General features: G+C 66.2%; 17 protein-coding genes. 2 read left to right on the plus strand and 15 right to left on the minus strand.

Going from position 1 to position 17,179, the window contains the following annotated elements; genetic code table 11:
* Positions 1 to 51: 51 nt before the first annotated feature.
* The 4 genes from MRBLMI12_RS21760 to MRBLMI12_RS21775 are packed head-to-tail and all read right to left on the minus strand — an operon-like array spanning position 52 to position 4,171.
* Positions 52 to 1,263 (minus strand): VOC family protein, encoded by a 1,212-nt coding sequence (locus MRBLMI12_RS21760; protein ID WP_363358270.1) that lies wholly within the window; start codon positions 1,261 to 1,263, stop codon positions 52 to 54.
* 11 nt (positions 1,264 to 1,274) lie between these two features.
* Positions 1,275 to 2,285, minus strand: coding sequence for a fumarylacetoacetate hydrolase family protein (locus MRBLMI12_RS21765; protein WP_363358271.1), 1,011 nt, complete (start codon positions 2,283 to 2,285; stop codon positions 1,275 to 1,277).
* Entirely contained in the window at positions 2,282 to 2,674 is a 393-nt protein-coding gene (locus MRBLMI12_RS21770; RefSeq protein WP_363358272.1) for a nuclear transport factor 2 family protein, read from the minus strand. Before MRBLMI12_RS21770 ends, MRBLMI12_RS21765 begins: the two co-directional genes overlap by 4 nt.
* A gap of 12 nt (positions 2,675 to 2,686) precedes the next feature.
* Positions 2,687 to 4,171 (minus strand): aldehyde dehydrogenase, encoded by a 1,485-nt coding sequence (locus MRBLMI12_RS21775; protein WP_363358273.1) that lies wholly within the window; start codon positions 4,169 to 4,171, stop codon positions 2,687 to 2,689.
* A gap of 215 nt (positions 4,172 to 4,386) precedes the next feature.
* Here MRBLMI12_RS21775 and MRBLMI12_RS21780 point away from each other — a divergent pair, with 215 nt between their 5' ends.
* Positions 4,387 to 4,542, plus strand: a complete 156-nt coding sequence (locus MRBLMI12_RS21780) for a hypothetical protein (RefSeq protein WP_363358274.1) — start codon at positions 4,387 to 4,389, stop codon at positions 4,540 to 4,542.
* Between the two features lie 12 nt (positions 4,543 to 4,554).
* On the opposite strand, the gene MRBLMI12_RS21785 is transcribed toward MRBLMI12_RS21780, so the two are convergent.
* From MRBLMI12_RS21785 to MRBLMI12_RS21800, 4 genes are read right to left on the minus strand one after another with little or no spacing between them, the layout of a single operon-like run.
* Positions 4,555 to 5,541, minus strand: a complete 987-nt coding sequence (locus MRBLMI12_RS21785; protein WP_363358275.1) for a LysR family transcriptional regulator — start codon at positions 5,539 to 5,541, stop codon at positions 4,555 to 4,557.
* The gene (locus MRBLMI12_RS21790) at positions 5,519 to 6,382 is read right to left on the minus strand and encodes an HpcH/HpaI aldolase/citrate lyase family protein (RefSeq protein WP_363358276.1); all 864 of its coding nucleotides are present in this window, start codon (positions 6,380 to 6,382) and stop codon (positions 5,519 to 5,521) included. Before MRBLMI12_RS21790 ends, MRBLMI12_RS21785 begins: the two co-directional genes overlap by 23 nt.
* Positions 6,363 to 7,526 carry a CaiB/BaiF CoA transferase family protein gene (locus MRBLMI12_RS21795; protein ID WP_363358277.1) on the minus strand — a complete coding sequence of 388 codons (1,164 nt, stop codon included), beginning with the start codon at positions 7,524 to 7,526 and terminating at the stop codon, positions 6,363 to 6,365. Before MRBLMI12_RS21795 ends, MRBLMI12_RS21790 begins: the two co-directional genes overlap by 20 nt.
* Positions 7,527 to 7,575: 49 nt before the next feature.
* Positions 7,576 to 8,784, minus strand: coding sequence for an FAD-dependent oxidoreductase (locus tag MRBLMI12_RS21800; protein ID WP_363358278.1), 1,209 nt, complete (start codon positions 8,782 to 8,784; stop codon positions 7,576 to 7,578).
* A 116-nt stretch (positions 8,785 to 8,900) separates the two neighbouring features.
* Here MRBLMI12_RS21800 and MRBLMI12_RS21805 point away from each other — a divergent pair, with 116 nt between their 5' ends.
* Positions 8,901 to 9,857 (plus strand): LysR family transcriptional regulator, encoded by a 957-nt coding sequence (locus MRBLMI12_RS21805; RefSeq protein ID WP_363358279.1) that lies wholly within the window; start codon positions 8,901 to 8,903, stop codon positions 9,855 to 9,857.
* On the opposite strand, the gene MRBLMI12_RS21810 is transcribed toward MRBLMI12_RS21805, so the two are convergent.
* The 7 genes from MRBLMI12_RS21810 to MRBLMI12_RS21840 form a co-directional block, all read right to left on the minus strand.
* Entirely contained in the window at positions 9,818 to 11,047 is a 1,230-nt protein-coding gene (locus tag MRBLMI12_RS21810; protein ID WP_363358280.1) for an NAD(P)/FAD-dependent oxidoreductase, read from the minus strand. The genes MRBLMI12_RS21805 and MRBLMI12_RS21810 overlap by 40 nt on opposite strands.
* Entirely contained in the window at positions 11,047 to 11,868 is an 822-nt protein-coding gene (locus MRBLMI12_RS21815) for a mesaconyl-C4 CoA hydratase (RefSeq protein ID WP_363358281.1), read from the minus strand. The genes MRBLMI12_RS21810 and MRBLMI12_RS21815 overlap by 1 nt, the downstream gene beginning before the upstream one ends.
* A complete protein-coding gene (locus MRBLMI12_RS21820; protein ID WP_363358282.1) occupies positions 11,865 to 13,253 on the minus strand; it encodes an MmgE/PrpD family protein in 1,389 nt (462 codons plus the stop codon). Before MRBLMI12_RS21820 ends, MRBLMI12_RS21815 begins: the two co-directional genes overlap by 4 nt.
* Positions 13,254 to 13,257: 4 nt before the next feature.
* Positions 13,258 to 14,433, minus strand: a complete 1,176-nt coding sequence (locus MRBLMI12_RS21825; protein ID WP_363358283.1) for a cytochrome P450 — start codon at positions 14,431 to 14,433, stop codon at positions 13,258 to 13,260.
* Positions 14,430 to 14,741 carry a ferredoxin gene (locus MRBLMI12_RS21830; RefSeq protein ID WP_363358284.1) on the minus strand — a complete coding sequence of 104 codons (312 nt, stop codon included), beginning with the start codon at positions 14,739 to 14,741 and terminating at the stop codon, positions 14,430 to 14,432. Before MRBLMI12_RS21830 ends, MRBLMI12_RS21825 begins: the two co-directional genes overlap by 4 nt.
* Positions 14,742 to 14,790: 49 nt before the next feature.
* Complete coding sequence (purU, locus tag MRBLMI12_RS21835) at positions 14,791 to 15,714, minus strand: formyltetrahydrofolate deformylase (RefSeq protein WP_363358285.1); 924 nt, start codon at positions 15,712 to 15,714, stop codon at positions 14,791 to 14,793.
* 66 nt (positions 15,715 to 15,780) lie between these two features.
* Positions 15,781 to 17,160, minus strand: coding sequence for a hypothetical protein (locus MRBLMI12_RS21840; RefSeq protein WP_363358286.1), 1,380 nt, complete (start codon positions 17,158 to 17,160; stop codon positions 15,781 to 15,783).
* Positions 17,161 to 17,179: the final 19 nt, after the last annotated feature.

The following is a 17,179-nucleotide window of genomic DNA, read 5'->3' on the forward strand; positions in this document are numbered from 1 at the left end:
ACCTCCGAAGTTGCCGAGCGAGCGTCGTTGGCGACGGTCGTCGAAGCGAAATCAACCGAGCGGACCCCAGAAGGTCTCTCCACCGTACGTGTCGGACTGAGACTCGATATTCTCCGGCCAGACGCCGGGCTCGACCCGCCGCCGCTGGTCTACCGGTCGGGTGCGGCCGTCCCAGCCCACCTGCTCCATGTAGTAGTAGAGCTGGATGACGTTGCCGTCAGGGGAGACGACATGCAGCGCGTAATCGATCCCCGTGTACAGCTCCTGAGGCAGATCGATGAAGGAGAACCCCTTCTCCTCGAGGAAGGCCTTGGCCGCCCGCAGCTGCGCGTATGAGCCGACCTGAACCCCGAACGAGAGGAGGGTGCTGTCTTCACGGACGCCCAGCTTGCTGCGAAGCTCGAGCGGGAGCAGGGTCAGACTGTGGTGCTCGGTGTTCGCGCGCAGGAAGATCACCCGGTGACCGAGGACCTCGACCTCCTCGCTGATCGTCAGGCCGAGTCGACGCGTGTAAAACTCTTCAGCAGCCGGGAAGTCCTCGACGAACAGGCTCGCCGGTCCGATCCGCACGGGCTTGAAGGGTCTCGCGAGCAGTACTCCGCCGACGTCGTAGCTCTTGGGCAGGTCGTCCTCCCAGCGGTAGCCGGACGTGATGTCGACGCCGTCCGCCACCGCATCGGCGATCTCCGTGACCTCGGCCTTGTAGGGGAGGTCGGGGTGGCCCTGCGCCCACGGCCACATTGCCTCCGGCTTGCTGAGCCCGTCCCAGCCGACCTGCTCGATCCCGTACTCGAGCTCGTTGCAGTGGCCGGTCGGATCCGGGAAGTAGGTGTGCCAGTTCGACCCGGGGTCACGCCCGTATCGATCGATCTTCTGACCGAGGCTATCGAGCCACTTGCGTGCCTCGACGACTTCGCGCAGGCTGCCCGCCTGCCACGTGATCTGGTTGATCGTGATGTCTTCCCGTGGGGGCTTCTCCGCATGATCGGCCCACGGGCGCGGCATGATGACGAAGGTGTGGTGATCGCTGTTGTGACGGGTGAAGTAGATGTTGGTGTCCGGCACCCCGTCCAGCCACGGGCCCGGGTCGTGCTTCGCCGTGTCGAGCGTGTCCGACACCACGAACCCGAGGACATCGCGGTAGAACTTCACAGCTTCGCCGGTGTCGTCCACGCTGATCCCGAAGTGATTCATCCGGCGGATCTTGAATGGGCGATCGTAGACCACGCCCCCCACGTCGTACTTTGCGTCTGCGATTGTCATGCTCGTTGTCCTCACTCCTTCGTTGGTGCGATTTCGTTGCGCAGGTGGCCGATGGGCGCAGAAGAGATCTCCACGACATCGCCCGGGCCCACGAACAGCTCTGCGGGAAAGCTGCCGTCTGCGTTTTGGCGACTCGAATCCACCGCGGTCCCACGAGGGGTGCCGCTGGCGATCAGGTCGCCGGGCCAAATGGTCTGATCGGTCGAGAGATACGAGATGAGCGAAGAGAAGTCGTGCACCATCGAGCTGGTGTTGCCGCTCTGGCGGACCTCGCCGTTGACGCGGCTTTCGAGTGGAATGTTCTGAGGGTCATCGATCTCATCCACGACGATCCATGGACCTAGCGTTGCGGCGCCGTCGAAGTTCTTCCAGTAGAGGAAATTGGGTCCCAGCTGGACGTTGTCGCGGATCGACCAGTCGTTCAGCAGCGTGTAGCCGTAAATGTACGATGTCGCCTCTTCGACCGGGATGTTCTTGCCGCGCCGCCCGATCACGACGGCCACCTCGGCCTCGTAGTCCAGACGCTCGGTGCGGCTCGGGTAGTACAGCAGATCTCCGTCGGCGGATGCGGAGCGATGGTCCTTGGCGAAGTACTTCGGCCCTCCTGCCAGGAGTCTCGCCAAGGTCGCCTGCGAATCCTCCGCGCTCGCGTTCGCTGCCGCGGCCTGCATGTGGTCGGCGAAGTTGGCCAGTGCCGCGAAGATGCGGGAAGCACCCTCTATCGGGGCATGCAACGTGATGTCGGAGAGGGCGAATCGGAGCGGTCCGCCGTCGATGGCCTCGGCGTTCGGTCCCAGATCGGCGAGGTGGACGACCGCCGTCTGCGCACCGTCCAGTGCTGCGCGGCCCTCCGCGATGAATGCGTTGAGGTCTGCGGGTACGGCGGCATCCGCTTGTGCCTGCGGGCGGGTGTGGCTGGTCGTGTCGGCGAGCAGCCTGGCGTACGCGGCGTTGATGTCCACGACCGAGTCGTCCACCACGAGGCCGACTCTGCGTGCCGGGCCGAACACTGCGATCTTCATGAATCTCCTGGGTTGTGGTCCTGAGGGTCGACGCCGACCTTTTCGAGCAGGCGTCCGCCGCTGGGTGTGAGGCTGTAGATGGAGAGCCGCTGGATCCTGCCGGAGCGGATGGTGAAGAAGTCTCCGAGCCTCACCGCCGCACCGTCGACTTCCAGGTCGATCTCGACGGCCACGGTGTCACCATCGATGACAAGCGGACCGGGCGACGGTGTCATCCTCGCCCCGGCGAGGCCCTGTTCGTACATGCGGCGGATGGCGTCGTTACCGCTCAGTGTGCCCGCGGCGTTGTGGAGTGTCGCGTCGTCGGTGAACAGGTCGGCGACCGCGGTGGCGTCACCGGCCATCACGCCGGCGAAGTAGGCCGCGACGACCTGGGCGGAAGTGGTCATGTGGGATCCTCGTCAGTTCTCGAGCTGGGCAGCGGAGGCGTAGATGGACTTGTACTGGAGGTACCCGTCGAGTCCGATCGGTCCGCCGAGCTCTCGGCCCAGTCCGGACTGCTTGTAACCGCCGTAGGGCGCGCCGATGTCGAGGAGGTAGTAGTTCAGGCCCACCGTGCCCGAACGGATGCGACGCGCGAGGCGCAGCGCACGTTCCTCGTCCACGCTCCACACCACGGCGGCTAGGCCGTAGTCGGTGTCATTGGCGACCCGCACCGCCTCGTCCTCGTCGTCGAACGGCATGACGGCGATGACCGGACCGAAGACCTCCTCTCGGGCCAGCCGGTCGTTGTTGTCGACGTCGGCGAAGACCGTCGGCTCGACGAAGTAGCCCTTCTGCAGACCGTGCGGCCGACCTCCTCCGGCAATCAAGCGTGCACGGGAGTTCTTCGCCCCTTCGATGTAGCCCAGGACGCGTTCCAGCTGCGCAGCGGAGGCCATCGGCCCCAGAGTCACCGATGGGTCGAGCGGGTCTCCGATCGTGAAGTGAGTCTTGGCGTAGTCGGCGAGCGCATCCAGCACCTCGTCGTACCGCGAGCGCGCCACGAGTAGGCGGGACTGCGTCGTGCAGGTCTGGCTGTTGTTCAGGAAGGACGCACCGTCGAGTCCCTCCAGCAGCGTGCCCAGATCGCCATCCTCGAGGAAGATTCCGGGCGACTTGCCGCCGAGCTCAAGAGTCACCGGGCGGATGAGGCGACCCGCTTCCGCGCCGATCTGGCGACCCGCGGCCGTGGAGCCGGTGAAGGCGATCTTGTCGACCAAGGGGTGCGCCACGAGGGCAGCTCCGGCGTCGCGATCACCGACGACGACGTTGATGATTCCATCCGGGATCCCGGCCTCCAGAGCCGCCTCAGCGAAGACGTACGCATCGAGCGAGGTCTCGGGCGAGGGCTTGAGGACGACCGTGTTGCCTGCCGCCAGAGCAGGCGCGATCTTGAATGCCGCCAGCGCCTGGGGGAAATTCCAGGGCACGATGGCAGCGACGACGCCGAGCGGCTCACGGCGCACGATCGTGGAGCCCACCATGCTCGCCTGAGCGCTCTCCAGGGTGACGCCCTCGATGACGTCCGCGTAAATGCGCATCATCACGGCCGGCAATCCACCGTTGACCTGCTGGGAGAACTGGATCGGCATCCCGTTCTCGCGCGTGACGAGCGTCGATGTGTCGCCGGCACGCGCCTCGAGCGCGTCGGCGAATCTGCGAAGAGCCCCAGCCCGGTCGCCGGCAGAGGACCGGCCCCAAGGACCGTCGTCGAAGGCCCGGCGCGCAGCGCGAACCGCCGCGTCGATGTCGCTCTCCGACCCGAGAGCGGCCACGCCGATCACGTCGCCGGTGGCGGCCTCGGTCTGCTCGCGCAGCACGCCGCCCCGCGGCTGTACCCACTTGCCGTCGATGAAGAAGCGCGTGCGCTCGATGCCACTGAGCCGCTCAACAGTGAGGGACATGACTACTCCTTTGTGTGTCCGCGAAGACGTCCGACTGGCGCCGAAGTCGACGGCCATGCACTGATCGAATCGCGTGATTCTTCAGTCATTGCCAGCATGCGCAGTAACGGCGAGCGTGACAAGCACACGATCTTCCCTGTTCTCATGCATGGGGCGCATGATCAGCGCGACGTTCTCGCCCGGCCCGCGGCGGGGTCCCGGGTTAGCGTTGGGGCATGACATCGCGCACCATCAGTCTCCAGTGCCCCTGCGGCGAGCTTCTCGACGGCGTCGACGAGGATGCCCTCGTCGAGGCCGTTCAGCAGCATCTGCGTTCAGCGCACCCGCACTTGGAGTACACCCGCGAGCAGATCCTGGTGCTGGCCTATTGAGGTCTCGAGAACTCAGGCCTCCAGGCCATCGTGACTGATGACATACAGGTCGGGAGTGTGCGTTGAGTCGTCTGCGATGAAGGAGAGGAATCGACGTGCCGCCCGACCGCTGGGGCCGTACTTGCGTGCCACCGCGCCGTACTCGCGGAACGCCGCGGGGTGATCGAGCGCGGTTGTCGGCGGCACGGGCTCGAGCTCCGGCGGCGGCTCGGGCACGATCGCAATGCCCATTCCAGCTAAGACGAGTGCACGCAGCGTCGACAGCTCGGTGGTCTCGAGCACGATGCGGGGGTTGAGTCCCGCTTCACGGAACAGACTGTCGGTCACCTGCCGAAGTCCGTATCCGAGCCGGAGGCAGATCATCGGCTCGCCGACGAGGTCGGAGAGGGTGACCGACTGCTGTTCGCGGAATCGGTGGCCAGGCGGAGATCCGACGCGCAGGGTCTGGGAGCCGAGCGGCACCCACGCCAGATCATCGGCCGCGGGGCGTGGGGCGACGACCCCAACGTCGAGGCGGCCTTTGCGCACGTCCTCCACGATCGCGTCCGCGGCGCCGCCGAACAGCTCGAAGGACGTTCCGGGGACGCTGTCGTGGTAGCGGGTGACCATCCGGGGAACGAGCCAGTCCCCGAAGGACTGAACGAAACCGAGGGTCACCACCCCCCGTTCGGGATCGACCAGAGTCGTGATCCGTTCCTCCGCCTGGGTGATCTCATCCATCGCGCGCAGCGCATGCGTGCGGAATATCTCGCCGTACTTGTTCAGGCTCAGTCGATTCTGCCTTCGGTCGAACAGACGGACACCGAGCGTCCGCTCCAGGCGGGCCAGGGCGCGCGACAGAGTCGGCTGACTGACATGCAGCTGGGCGGCTGCGATGGTGACGTGCTCGGTCTCCGCCAGAACAACGAACCATTGCAGCTCACGCAGTTCCATTCCCCGGATGATACTCGTCGGGACGACCGGCGGCGCGCGTGGCTTACGGCGGGGTGCCCCCGGCACGTTCGAGGATCGACAGCGCCCTCGCGAGCACCGGAGCGTCGATCATGTGCCCATCCAACCGTGTCGCCGATCCCGCGCCAGACGCGTGAGCGACTCGCTCGGCCCACTCGACCTGCTCTCGGGTGGGGGCGAACGCGGCGTGCGTGTGGTCGACCTGCTTCGGATGAATCAGAAGCTTGGCGGTCATCCCCAGCGCGCGCCCGTCAGCGAGATCGGTCCGCAGGTCGTCCCCGTCGTCCAGAGCCGTGGTGACGCCATCGACGGGACCAGCCAGACCATGGGCACGAGATGCCACGACGAGCGCCGAGCGTGCGTGTGCCATGGCGGGTGACGTCGGCTCGATATCCAGATCGACCGCGTAATCCAGATGCCCGAACGCCAGTCGGATCACACCCGCCGATCGCGCCAGATCCGCGGCCGCCAGGACACCGGCCGCCGACTCCACGAGAGCGACGGTCGGCGCCCCCGTCTGCTCCCACACCGACGTGACCTGCCCCGACGACTCGGCCTTGGGCACGACGACGGCGAGCAGGCCCGGCAAGCCGCGAAGTGCGGCAATATCCGCGGAGAACCATTTGGTGTCCACGGCGTTGATGCGCACCGCCGCTCGCCCCCCGCCCTTCAGCCAGGCGCCGACTGCCTCGCGAGCCGGCGTCTTCCGTTCCGTGGCGACGGCGTCTTCCAGGTCGAGGACGACCAGGTCCGCTCCGCATGCCGCCGCCTTGTCGAAGCGATCGGCGCGGTCGCCGGGCACGAACAGAAAAGACCGGGCTGAACGCACCAGTTCGCGGGCAGAGCCCGCCGGAGCAGCCGGGTTCTGTTCAGCGAACACGTGCGACATCGGCGCGGACGCCGAACTCCGCCAGGACGGCCTCAGTATGTTCCCCGACTTCCGGAATCGGGCCGGCTACCGGCGAACTGCCGACGAAGGTCGCAGGAGGAACCAGAGCACGCAGCGTCCCGACGGGCGAGTCGTAATCGATCCACCTTCTCCGTGCTGCCAATTGCGGGTGCGCGGCCAGCCCGTCGATGTCGCGCAAGAGTGCGTTGGCGATGCCCGCCGCCTCGAGCAGGTCGGCGACCCTCTCGGCCGTGCTCGTGGCGAAGGACCGCTCGATCTCGACCTGCAGCTGCGCGCTATGCTCCACCCGCAACGAGTTGCGGACGAAGCGCGGGTCCTCGGCGACCTGCGGATCTCCGAGGATCCTGTCGCAGAAGGTCGCCCATTCGCGCTCGTTCTGGATGCCGAGGAACACCTGCTTGCCGTCGCCACACAGGAACGGGCCGTACGGCGCGATCGCGGCGTGCCGCGCACCGGTGCGAGCCGGCGGGGTTCCGCCGTACATGGCGAAGTTGAGCGGAAATCCCATCCACTCCGCGAGCGCTTCAAGCATGGAGATCTCGATCGTCACTCCTTCGGCGGTCCGCTCGCGCTGAATGAGTGCGGTGAGGATGCCGCTGTACGCATACATGCCTGACGCGATATCGGCGATCGAGATGCCGACCTTTGACGGCTCCTCTTCCGTGCCGGTGATGGAGACGAGCCCTGCCTCGCACTGGACGAGAAGGTCATACGCCTTCTTGGCCGAGTACGGCCCCCCGGGACCGTATCCCGAGATCGAGACATGGATGAGCCGCGGATTCTCCGCCCGGAGGCTGTCGGCATCCAACCCGAGCCGAGCAGCGGCCCCGGGGGCGAGATTCTGCACGAACACGTCCGCCTGTCGGGCCAGCTGAAGGACGGCATCCCGTCCGTACTCGCTCTTCAAATCGAGCGCAACCGACTGCTTGGACCGGTTGAGCCAGACGAAGTGGCTGGCGAGCCCGCGAACTGTCTCGTCATAGCCTCGCGCGAAGTCGCCGACCTCGGGGCGCTCGATCTTGATGACCCGGGCACCCAGGTCGGCGAGCTGACGCGTCGCGAAGGGAGCCGCGACCGCCTGCTCGAGGGAAAGGACGACGAGGCCGTCCAGAGGGTTGGTCATGCGGGACCCTTTCGTCGGTCTTCGTTGGCGGAGTCGGCGGATCGCCTGCTCAGCCGGCGGCGAGCAGAGAGGGCGTCTCGAGCGTCTTGGTGAAGTAGAGGCGCTCGGCCGCGAACTCAGGGTCATGCGACATCCGCCGGAATGGCTCGAGCTGCTGATCGAGCAGCTCCTGATCGGACGAGTGAAAAAGAAGCTGCTTGTTCGCAGCGGCCCGGGGACTGGCCTTCTCGACGAACGCCTGCCGACGCGCGTCTGCGTACACATCCAGAATGGCGTCGTCGGCGCGTCCGCGCAGGACCAGTCCCAGGCTCTCGTTGAGCAGGTAGGCGTCGAACAGCCCCATCGTCAGGCCGAGGCCTCCGGTCGGGTTGGTCGCGTGAGCGGCGTCGCCGGCCAGCAGAACACGTCCGGCTCGATATGCCGTCGCACTACGCTGGTGCATGCTGTACGGCGACAGCGCGACCAGCTCAGTGCGCTCCGCGACGTCCTCCCCGAAGACGGCGCGTAGGAAATGCGGGTACCGCTCGGCCGCGGTCTCGGCGGGCAGGGCGCTGTCCTCCATGTAGGTGTAGCGCCACAGCCCGTGGTCTCCGGAGTCGTCGATCTTGGCGATGATGGCCCCATAGGTGTCGTCCACGTAGAAGGTCGACTGCGCCCAGCCTTCGCGCTCGTCGGGAAAGCGCACATTCGTGGCCACGAAACGCTCAGGCCAGGTCATCCCCTCGAATGCCAGCCCTAGCTCGGTTCGCACGCGCGATCGGGCACCATCGGCGCCGACCAACCACTCCGCCCGGAGCACGGCCTCTTCGTCCGCCGTGCGGACGCGCACCTCGACGCCGGCTTCGTGCTGAGCGACCGCGTTGACCTCGGTGCTCCACAGCACGCGCACGTTCGCGTAGGTCAGCAACCGCGTGAGGACCACCTGTGCAAGGGCTCCCTGCCCGAGATGAAGGTTGTACGGGCGCTCGACCTTGCCCTCGAGAGCTTGTAGGCCGTAGCCGATGACCTCCCCCGTACGCCTGACCCGGTACGCGTAGTCCTGCTTGAGGAATCCGACCGAGGTGGCATCGTCGAGCACGTCGAGCCGGGCCAGGCCGTCCAGCGTCGCCCAGTGATAGACGATCGCGCGGGGGGAGTCTTGGAGTCCGGGCTGTTTCTCGATCACGGTGACGCTGATGCCCTGCTGGGCGAGCCCGAGCGCGCACAGCAGTCCGGTCGGGCCGGCTCCGACGACGATCACCTGCTGGTCTTCGGACACGCTCGCTCCATCTTCGGATTCGGGGAAGGCGCCCGGTCGGCAGCCTTCTCCCACCTTCGTCCTGATTGAGCCATATCTCCAATGCTCGTGATTGGCACCTCCCATACACTGAGCGCATGGACTTGCGCACAATCAGATACTTTCTCGCGGTCGCCGATGCGGGATCCATCACCGACGCCGCGAAGTCGCTGCACCTCTCCCAGCCACCGTTGAGCACGGCCATCATGAAGCTCGAGTCCGAGCTGGGTGTATCGCTCTTCGAGCGACTGCCGCGCGGAGTCTCCCTCACGCCGGCAGGTGAATACCTCCAGATCACTGGACGCCGGCTGATCGCCGAAGAGCAGCGCCTCTCGGCAGCGCTGCGCGCGATGGGCCAGGGACTCGAGGGCGATCTTCGCGTGGGGGCCGAGCCGATGGGCCTGTGGCGCATCGTGAGCTCCCAGATCGCAACGTTCCTTCACGCGTTTCCCAAGGTGTCCATCGAGATCGTCGACGCCTCGCCACGCATGCAGCTCGAGAGCCTGGCGAACGGATACCTCGACCTCGCAATCATCCCCGTGCTTCCCCAGGAGCCGCTCCCGCCGATCGCCGACGTCCACTTCACCGTTGAGATCATCGCCACGCTGCCGCTCACGGTCATCGCCCCGCGGACGTCCGAGATGATCGCCGGCGAGCCCGTCTCGCTCGCCCACCTCCGGAAGTACACGTGGGTGCTTCCGGGTCGGCTTCCGGGCGCGCGCAGCCTCTCCCGCATCATCGACGATCGCTTCGCCGACCTGGGCGGGATCCCCGGGAAGATCATCCCTGTGCCGACGGTTCAGACCGCGGCCAACCTCGTCGCGGCCGGACTGGGCGTATCGGTCCTGAGCGACGAGATGGTCGATTCCTTTCCCGGTGTCGTCCGCGTCGCCGTGGACGGTGGCTGGCCGGACTTGCCGCTCGCGATCGTCCGGCGCCGCGACGGGATCGTCACTCCAATCGCCGACCGGTTCGCGCGGCTGTTCCGCCCGGGCGACAGTGCCGAGGATAGACCTCAGCCGACCGGTGAGCCCGCCCCGGCGAACACGATCTGAGCGGCATCCGCCCACGAAAGGTCACGACGCAGTTTCGCGCGGAGTGCGACGAACTGCGAGCGGCGATCGAAGGCGAAGACTCCGGTGACCGTGTCACAGGAGCGATACAGATAAATCGTGCCGTCCGGGGTGACCTGCTCGACGATCTCCTCATCCCCGCGGATGAAGCCGGCGAACTGCATGCGCACCCCGTGCTGGTCGGACCAGAAGTACGGCACATTGACAAAGGGCTCGCGACTCTCGCCCCGCAGCAGCCGTGCGGCGTTCAATCCTGCCGCCCGCCCCTGCTCGGCGGCGTTCGTCCAATGCTCCACCCGCATCGCGGCCCCGAAGCGTGCATTGGGCCAGCGGACGATGTCTCCGGCGACGAACACGTCCTCACCGGCGCGCAGGGTCGCGTCCGCGACGATGCCATTGTCGTAGGTGAGCTCGGCGCTACTCAGCCAGGCGAGGGACGGCCGGACGCCGACTCCCACCATGATCACGTCGGCCGCGACGCGGCGTCCGTCGTCGAGCACCAGGACTCGCCCCCCTTCGTCCTCTGCGATCTCGACCACATTCACGCCAAGAAGGAGGTTCACGCCTGCGTCGCGGTGCAGTCGAGTGTAGGCGTCTGCGATCGGAGCGCCCATCCTGATCAGCGGCTGGGGCGCACGGTCGATCAGCGACACCGTCCGTCCTGCCTTCGCCAGCGTCGAGGCGAGTTCTCCGCCGATGAAGCCCGCACCGACGATGGCCACCGATCTGCTCGGATCGGCCGCGGCACGGCGCAATGCCACGGCGTCTTCAAACCGTCGCAGTGTGTGGGTGTTCGTCGCCCCGGCGAACAGCGGCGGAACGACCGCCTCGCACCCTGTCGCGATCACCAGCGCCTTGTACGAAAGTCGTTGTCCGTCGGCGAGGACGACGGCCCGCGCCGAGGTGTCCAGCGACGTCACCTCGGCGCCCAGCCGGAAATCCACGCCGAGCTGTTTCAGATCGTCGGCGAGGGGATAGACGAGGTTTCCGACATCCATGACCTCGTCGAGGGCGATCTTGGACAGCGGTGGAAGCTCGTACGGAAGGTGCACCTCTTTGCCGACGACGACGACCCGCAGTTCCGGAGCGTGACGCGTCACCGCCTCCGCCGCCCGCAGACCGGCCGTTGAGGCACCGACGATCAGCACGTCAGCGGCGGGCGATGACGACATCACGAGTCCGTCACCGTGCAGACCGCCGCCACGGTGCCGTCCGCGCCTCGAGCCTCGACACCACGTTCGAGACCGTCCGGCCCTGGCACGATCGTGAAGGTCTGGGAGGTGGTGAGCGGAGAGACGAGGCGATAGCCGAAAGTGCGGCCAGTCAGATCGAACCCCTGCCGCCGATAGTGCTCGCCGGCCATGAGCGCCAGGAGCGGTCCGTGGATCACGAGCCCGTCGTATCCCTCCCTGTTGCACCACGCGGCGTCGTAGTGGATGCGATGCGCGTTGTAGGTGAGGGCTGAGAAGCGGAACAGCAGTCGTTCGTCCACATCCAGGCTCAGCGTCGGTCCTGCGGGAGCGCGCGCGGCAGGCGGCGGAGTGGGCAGGGTCGCCGTTCCCGCGGCGCGATAGACGATGTCCTGCTCCTCCCTGATGACCAGCTCGCCGCCCTGAAAGATCTCGTGGAGGACGGTCGTCAGGGTGAGCGGCCCGGTGCGCCCGTTCTTGTCCACGGACCGGAGTACCGAGATGATCTTCGAGGCCGGCTCTCCGATGCGCAGTCGCCCGAGCGTCGTGACCCGTCCTCCGCCAAACATGCGTCTGCGACCCGCGCCCGGCGGAGCGGGGATGCCGACCACCGGGTGCCCGTCCTCGCCGAGGTCCCGTTCCGCTGCCCGTTCGAGGAGCAGCGTCCAGTGCCACAGCGGGGGGACGGTGTCGCCGGCGGCGTGCGGCACATCGATGTCCAGCATTCCGGCGACCGCCTCGACGGTCTCAGCGGCGATCACCTCCGTGCGCTCGATCGTGGCGTTGTCGTAGAGGCGGGTCATGATGGTTCTCCGTTCTCTGCGCGCAGAGCGCGCAGCAGGCGCGTCAGGTCGGGGGCGTTCTCAAGGTCCTCGACGGCGTCGATGAGGTCGTCCGCCACAGCCGTGGCCTGCGGACCCAGAACGGACCGCACCTTCGCCTCCAGTTCTTCGCGACTGAGCGGCCTGCCCGCAGAGCCGCGGGCGGTGGTCGGGTTGCCGGCGAGCAGCTCGACGGCGCTCCCGTCAGTGAGCTGCACCGTCAACCGCGGTCCGTCCTCGAGTTGGATGGAAGTGTCGAGTCGCATCGAGATCCTGTCGAACGTCTCCCGGATGCCGGGCTCGGCGATCCTCGGGGGATCGAACTGGTCGAGCCCGACCCCGCGGCTGTGGAGGGCCACGCAGATCGCATAGGGAAGACTGAACTGTGCATCGAAGACTGTCTCGATAGGATCTATGGAAAGCATGTTGATCGCCGTCTCGCCCGCAGTGATGATGATGTGATCGACATCCTCGGGCCGGAGGTCGCGACCGCGGATGAAGTCGAGCATCGCGTCGATACTCGAATGGGATCCGCGGCAGCATGCGTACGGCTTGAGATAAGCGCTCGCTACATTGAAGTCGTCCCCGAGCCCCTCGAGGGCTCGCTGGGCCGATCCCGCTCCGCCGGCGTAGGTCGCCAACAATCCGCCCCATTCCGCTTCGAAGATCCGCCGCGGGCCGGTGATCCCCCCACGAGCGAGGAACGCCGCATCCACACCGGTTTCACCCGCCTTCCCAGGATGGATCCGCTTCGTCCAGGCGCCATCCTCGATGAACGCCCAGACCCCGCCCGTGAAAGAACCCGCGATTCCCAGCGCATCGGCGAACCTGTCGGCATCCAGGCCGAGCATCTTGGCCGATGCCGCGGCGGCGCCGATGCTTCCCATCGTGCCGCTGGAGTGCCAACCCCGGTCGGTGTGCGCGGCGAAGCCGCCGAGCGCCTGGAGCGAACGGTAGCCGATGTCGTATCCGGCGATGGTCGCGCAGATCAGCGCCTTCCCGCTAGCTCCCGCCGCCTCCCCCACGGCGATCGCCGCGGGGAGCACCGTCGCCCCGGCATGGCCCGCTCCGCCACCGTCGTCGAAATCACGCGCGTGCGCCGACGTGCCATTGGCCAGCGCCGCGTGGGAGGGAGTCAGGAGTCGGGAGGTGCCCCACACGAGACTGCCCGCGCTCGACGGCTGCATGTCGGTGAGTGCTGTCCGGACGGACTCGGACTCCTGCGTGCCCACCCCGGCGAGTGCGACCGCCAGGGTGTCCAGAATGTTGTGCTTGATCCGCTGGACTTCGACGTCGGGGATCTGATCGAACGTGACGTCGGCCCAGTATGCGGAAAGCCGCTCAGAAAGGGAATCAGGAGCGTGCATCGTCTTACCTCAGCTCTATCATCAGGTTCTTCACGAGCCATCTGCCGGCGACCTGTCCGATCTCGGTGTCTTCCTCGACGATGCGGGATTCGGGGTAGTTCTCGACCAGATGGCGGACGACTTCCTCCATCTCGACCTTCGCGAGTCCCTGCCCGAGGCAGTTATGCGAACCCGTGCTGAAGGTCAGCGGCTGATTGCGCTCGCGGTCCAGGTCGAAGATCGTGGGCTCGTTGAAGCGTTCCGGGTCGCGGTTGGCCGACCAGACCGCGACGTGCACGTCGGATCCTGCGGGGATGGTCGTGCCCTGGACGTCGATGTCCTCCGTCGCGATCTTGCTGAGAACTCCCGTGCGGGGGTAGAGCCGGGTCGCCTCCACGACGGCGGCGGGGATGACGGATGGGTCCTCCCGCAGCCGCTGCCAGACGGCACGGTCGCTCAGCAGCGTCCAGACGACAAGCCCGGTTTGGTGGGCGGTGTTTACCGAACTGGCTTCTAGCATCGAGGTCGCCTCGTCGAACAGTTCCTGCTCGGTCAGCTTTCCCGCATCGGTGAGCCCGATGAGGTAGGACAGCATGTCCTCGCCCAGTCCGTCCGCCCGTTTGCGCGCGATGAGATCGGCGAGGTAGTCGAACAGTTCGTTATACGCATCGAGGATCGAAGGGATCAGCGTCCGGTCTCGGGCCAGCAGCGACAGCGTCCGTTCCGACAGGCTCTGCACTCTTGGGGCGTCCGTGGAGGGGGCGCCGGCCAGGTGACAGTACACCAATGAGGGGATCCGCCGGTCGACCGCCGCGTGGAAGTCCATCGCATGGGAAGCATCGACGTCCTGCATGATCTCAGCCACGATCTGGCGGAGGACGAATCGGGTGTCCTGCACGATGGCGGGGCCCATGAAGCGTGCGAGCGGCGTGCGCAGGCGCAGCTGGGCCGCTCCTTCCCGCATGATGATGCTCCGTGCGCGGAAGTCATGGACCGGGCCATCCGCTATGCCGAAGTCCTCCATCAGCTGCAGGGCCGAGTTCCGAAAGCGGGTGTCGCGAAGAACCGCCGTTGCTGCCTCGAAGCTCAGCACCGCGTAGCCTTCGGGGCCGATCGCAACAGCTGCACCGTCGATCTCCCCGCCGGGATGATCGAAGGCGTCGGGTGCGAAAAGATCGAACACGGGCATGCGGGTGCTCATGATCGAGAAATGGCGCCGAGCGGGCAGCACAGGATGACCTCTTCGAGGTCGTCGCCGCGATCCTCGCTCACCTGCGTGCTCAGCTGCTGCAGCAATCCGTCTTCGCCGATATGGAACACGTCGGGCATGAGCGCAGCGCACGTCCCGTTGGCGTCGCAACGCCCGAAGTCCACTTTCACCTGAATCATCCGAGACTCCTTCGTCCTCGCCGGCGTATCGCCGCGGTGGCGATGGCGCTCGGCCCTTCTTCCACGATGATGGACGACGATGTATTCCGCTAATATGAATTTCAGCGGCTTGCCATACATGCGAGCTATGGCTCAAGGCCGCCGAAGGCCCTTGAACGCCCTAGTTGCTTCAGTCGAACACGACGGTGAGATTGTCGTGCCGCAGCACCCGGTCGTCACAGTGCCACTCAACCGCGCGCGCCAGAACCCGTCTCTCGACGTCAGCACCTCTTCGCTGCAGTTCTTGAGCGGAGTGCCCGTGATCGACTCGCACGACGTCCTGTTCGATGATCGGGCCTTCGTCCAGATCGGCAGTCACGTAGTGCGCTGTCGCACCGATCATCTTCACTCCCCGATCGCGAGCCTTCTGGTAGGGACCGGCGCCGACGAACGCCGGCAGAAATGAGTGGTGGATATTGATGACCGGCGCCCCGACCCGCTCGAGGAAGTTCTCCGAGATGATCTGCATATAGCGCGCGAGCACGACGAGATCGACGTTGCCGCGGAGCAGTTCCAACTGCGCGCGCTCGGCGGCTGTCTTGTCGGAGCTGTCGACGGCGATGTGCACGAACGGTATGCCGAAAGCGCGCACGTCGTCGGCGAGCGTCGAATGATTCGAGATGACCATGACGATGTCGATGGGCAACTCGCCCCGTCGCTGTCGCCAAAGGAGTTCCAGGAGGCAGTGATCCGTCTTCGACACCATGATCGCGACTCGCTTGCGACGCGCGGGGCTCGCCAGCGACCACTCCGCCTCATACGGCTCACCGACCCGGGCCTCGAGGACCGACTCCAACTCCGCACGTCTGGCCGAGAGGTGAGCCAGGTGGAACTCGGTGCGTTGGAAGAATCGGCCCCCGCTCGGGTCGGTGGAGTGCTGATCCAGGGAAACGATGTTCGCGCCGAATTGGGCGAGGACCCCGCTGACGGTGCTGACGATCCCCGGCTGGTCGCTGCATTGCACGATCAGGCGGCCGATCTCACTCGGGTCTGCATCCCCACGAGCGCCGGCGTTCGGATTCTGTTCCACGGCGTCGGTCTTCGCAGCGGCCATGATGTTCGTCTCCTGTACGTTTCGTTGGCGAGGGTCGGTGGAAGGCCGCGCGAAGCAGCCTGAACCTCAGGCGACGGCGGCCACGCCCGACGGCACGGAGTTCAGGTCGTAGTCCTTATTGGTCGGGAGGTCGAGGTACGGGAATCGTTCGACGGTCGCTCGCACCTCTTTGATGCGTGCACCGTGATCCCCCCAATGGACGATGACCTCATCGCCGATCTGGCGATCGGCGTCGACGACGGCATGAGAGATCATCTCCCGGTAGTAGTAGGAGTAGACGGCGAGGGAGGAGGTGCCCACCTCGACGCCGTCCTGCGTCACAAGGTCGGCGTGTCCGCCGGCAGGCGACGGCGGAGTCGTCGGGAATTCGAAGTGCTTGTACTCCTCGCCCGGTTCGAATTGCGACGCGATGACATCGAGGACATCCTCCTTGTTCCATCGGAGAGTCACTGTCTTGCGCCGAGGCGCGGCGGCCTCGGCTTCCAGAGCCGCACGCCCGATGAAATCGTGGTCGAACTTGGCGAGCCAGCCCCAGTTCACTTCGAACGGCGTCCGCATCCGAGCTCGAATGTCCGCCGGTCCGGCGCTTCCCGGTAGCCCGACGCTCGGGTTGTTCGCTGCGGGCGCGTTGGCCGCCGGCGCACTCAGGCCGAAGGCGGGGTGGGTGGCGAACTGAGGATCGCCATACGCCGACGGCAGGAAGGTGCAGCCCTGCTGGGCAAAGCCACCCTCGGTGTGATTCACGACATACGTGCGCCAGCCCAGACGCACGATGCCGAAATCAGCGCCGGCTCGATAGACGGCATCGAACACCTCCGGACCATGCTCGATGGGCCCCCGCAGCTCGTACGCGAGCGTGCCAGCCATACCGATGCGTGACACCTCTATCTCCACGTCCGCGGGGATGCCGGGAATGCGGAGTGGCCGGAAGCCGAGGAACGTCACATCTCGCAGTTCCTCGCCGATCAGCCGCTCGAGCACCTGAAGAGAGGCGGGACCCGCGACCTGGTACAAGAAGATCTGACGGAAGGTCACCGTGACGTCGGCGCCGAGGGTCTCGGCGAGGTAGGGCAGCCAGGGGATGGAGCCGAACTGCCGGAAGGAGTCTTCACTGTCCCGCACCGTAAGCCCGTGGTTGGCGATCAGTCCGTGCTCGTCCAGCGAGACCAGGTGCTTGGACGTGCCGATCGGCCAGTTGTACACGTTGTTGATGCTCACCTTCGACAGGAAGTCCTGAGCATGGGGCCCACTGAAGGTAATCTCAGGCAGTCCGCTCAGGTTGGACGCAATGTACGCGCCGGTCTTCCACGACATGGATTCGCGCTTCCACCCGTCGCCCTCCCAGATGTGAAGGCTGCCGAGAATGTTCCCGTAGGTGGCGACGTCCGGGTAGACGGGCACGTCATAAACGCTCAGGCCCGCCGGTGTCGATTCGTTATCAGTCATCGGACTTCTCGCTTTCTCT

This window comes from Microbacterium sp. LMI12-1-1.1, assembly GCF_040676455.1.
GTDB lineage: Bacteria > Actinomycetota > Actinomycetes > Actinomycetales > Microbacteriaceae > Microbacterium.

What these genes read in the sequence shown, in the direction of transcription:
- MRBLMI12_RS21805 (WP_363358279.1), top strand. Translation starts at nt 8,901, where the DNA reads ATGGACTTGCGCACAATCAGATACTTTCTCGCGGTCGCCGATGCGGGA.
- MRBLMI12_RS21840 (WP_363358286.1), bottom strand. Translation starts at nt 17,160, where the DNA reads ATGACTGATAACGAATCGACACCGGCGGGCCTGAGCGTTTATGACGTG.
- MRBLMI12_RS21830 (WP_363358284.1), bottom strand. Translation starts at nt 14,741, where the DNA reads ATGTATGGCAAGCCGCTGAAATTCATATTAGCGGAATACATCGTCGTC.
- MRBLMI12_RS21820 (WP_363358282.1), bottom strand. Translation starts at nt 13,253, where the DNA reads ATGCACGCTCCTGATTCCCTTTCTGAGCGGCTTTCCGCATACTGGGCC.
- MRBLMI12_RS21780 (WP_363358274.1), top strand. Translation starts at nt 4,387, where the DNA reads ATGACATCGCGCACCATCAGTCTCCAGTGCCCCTGCGGCGAGCTTCTC.
- MRBLMI12_RS21775 (WP_363358273.1), bottom strand. Translation starts at nt 4,171, where the DNA reads ATGTCCCTCACTGTTGAGCGGCTCAGTGGCATCGAGCGCACGCGCTTC.
- MRBLMI12_RS21815 (WP_363358281.1), bottom strand. Translation starts at nt 11,868, where the DNA reads ATGACCCGCCTCTACGACAACGCCACGATCGAGCGCACGGAGGTGATC.
- MRBLMI12_RS21760 (WP_363358270.1), bottom strand. Translation starts at nt 1,263, where the DNA reads ATGACAATCGCAGACGCAAAGTACGACGTGGGGGGCGTGGTCTACGAT.
- MRBLMI12_RS21790 (WP_363358276.1), bottom strand. Translation starts at nt 6,382, where the DNA reads ATGTCGCACGTGTTCGCTGAACAGAACCCGGCTGCTCCGGCGGGCTCT.
- MRBLMI12_RS21770 (WP_363358272.1), bottom strand. Translation starts at nt 2,674, where the DNA reads ATGACCACTTCCGCCCAGGTCGTCGCGGCCTACTTCGCCGGCGTGATG.
- MRBLMI12_RS21825 (WP_363358283.1), bottom strand. Translation starts at nt 14,433, where the DNA reads ATGAGCACCCGCATGCCCGTGTTCGATCTTTTCGCACCCGACGCCTTC.
- MRBLMI12_RS21795 (WP_363358277.1), bottom strand. Translation starts at nt 7,526, where the DNA reads ATGACCAACCCTCTGGACGGCCTCGTCGTCCTTTCCCTCGAGCAGGCG.
- purU (WP_363358285.1), bottom strand. Translation starts at nt 15,714, where the DNA reads ATGGCCGCTGCGAAGACCGACGCCGTGGAACAGAATCCGAACGCCGGC.
- MRBLMI12_RS21765 (WP_363358271.1), bottom strand. Translation starts at nt 2,285, where the DNA reads ATGAAGATCGCAGTGTTCGGCCCGGCACGCAGAGTCGGCCTCGTGGTG.
- MRBLMI12_RS21810 (WP_363358280.1), bottom strand. Translation starts at nt 11,047, where the DNA reads ATGTCGTCATCGCCCGCCGCTGACGTGCTGATCGTCGGTGCCTCAACG.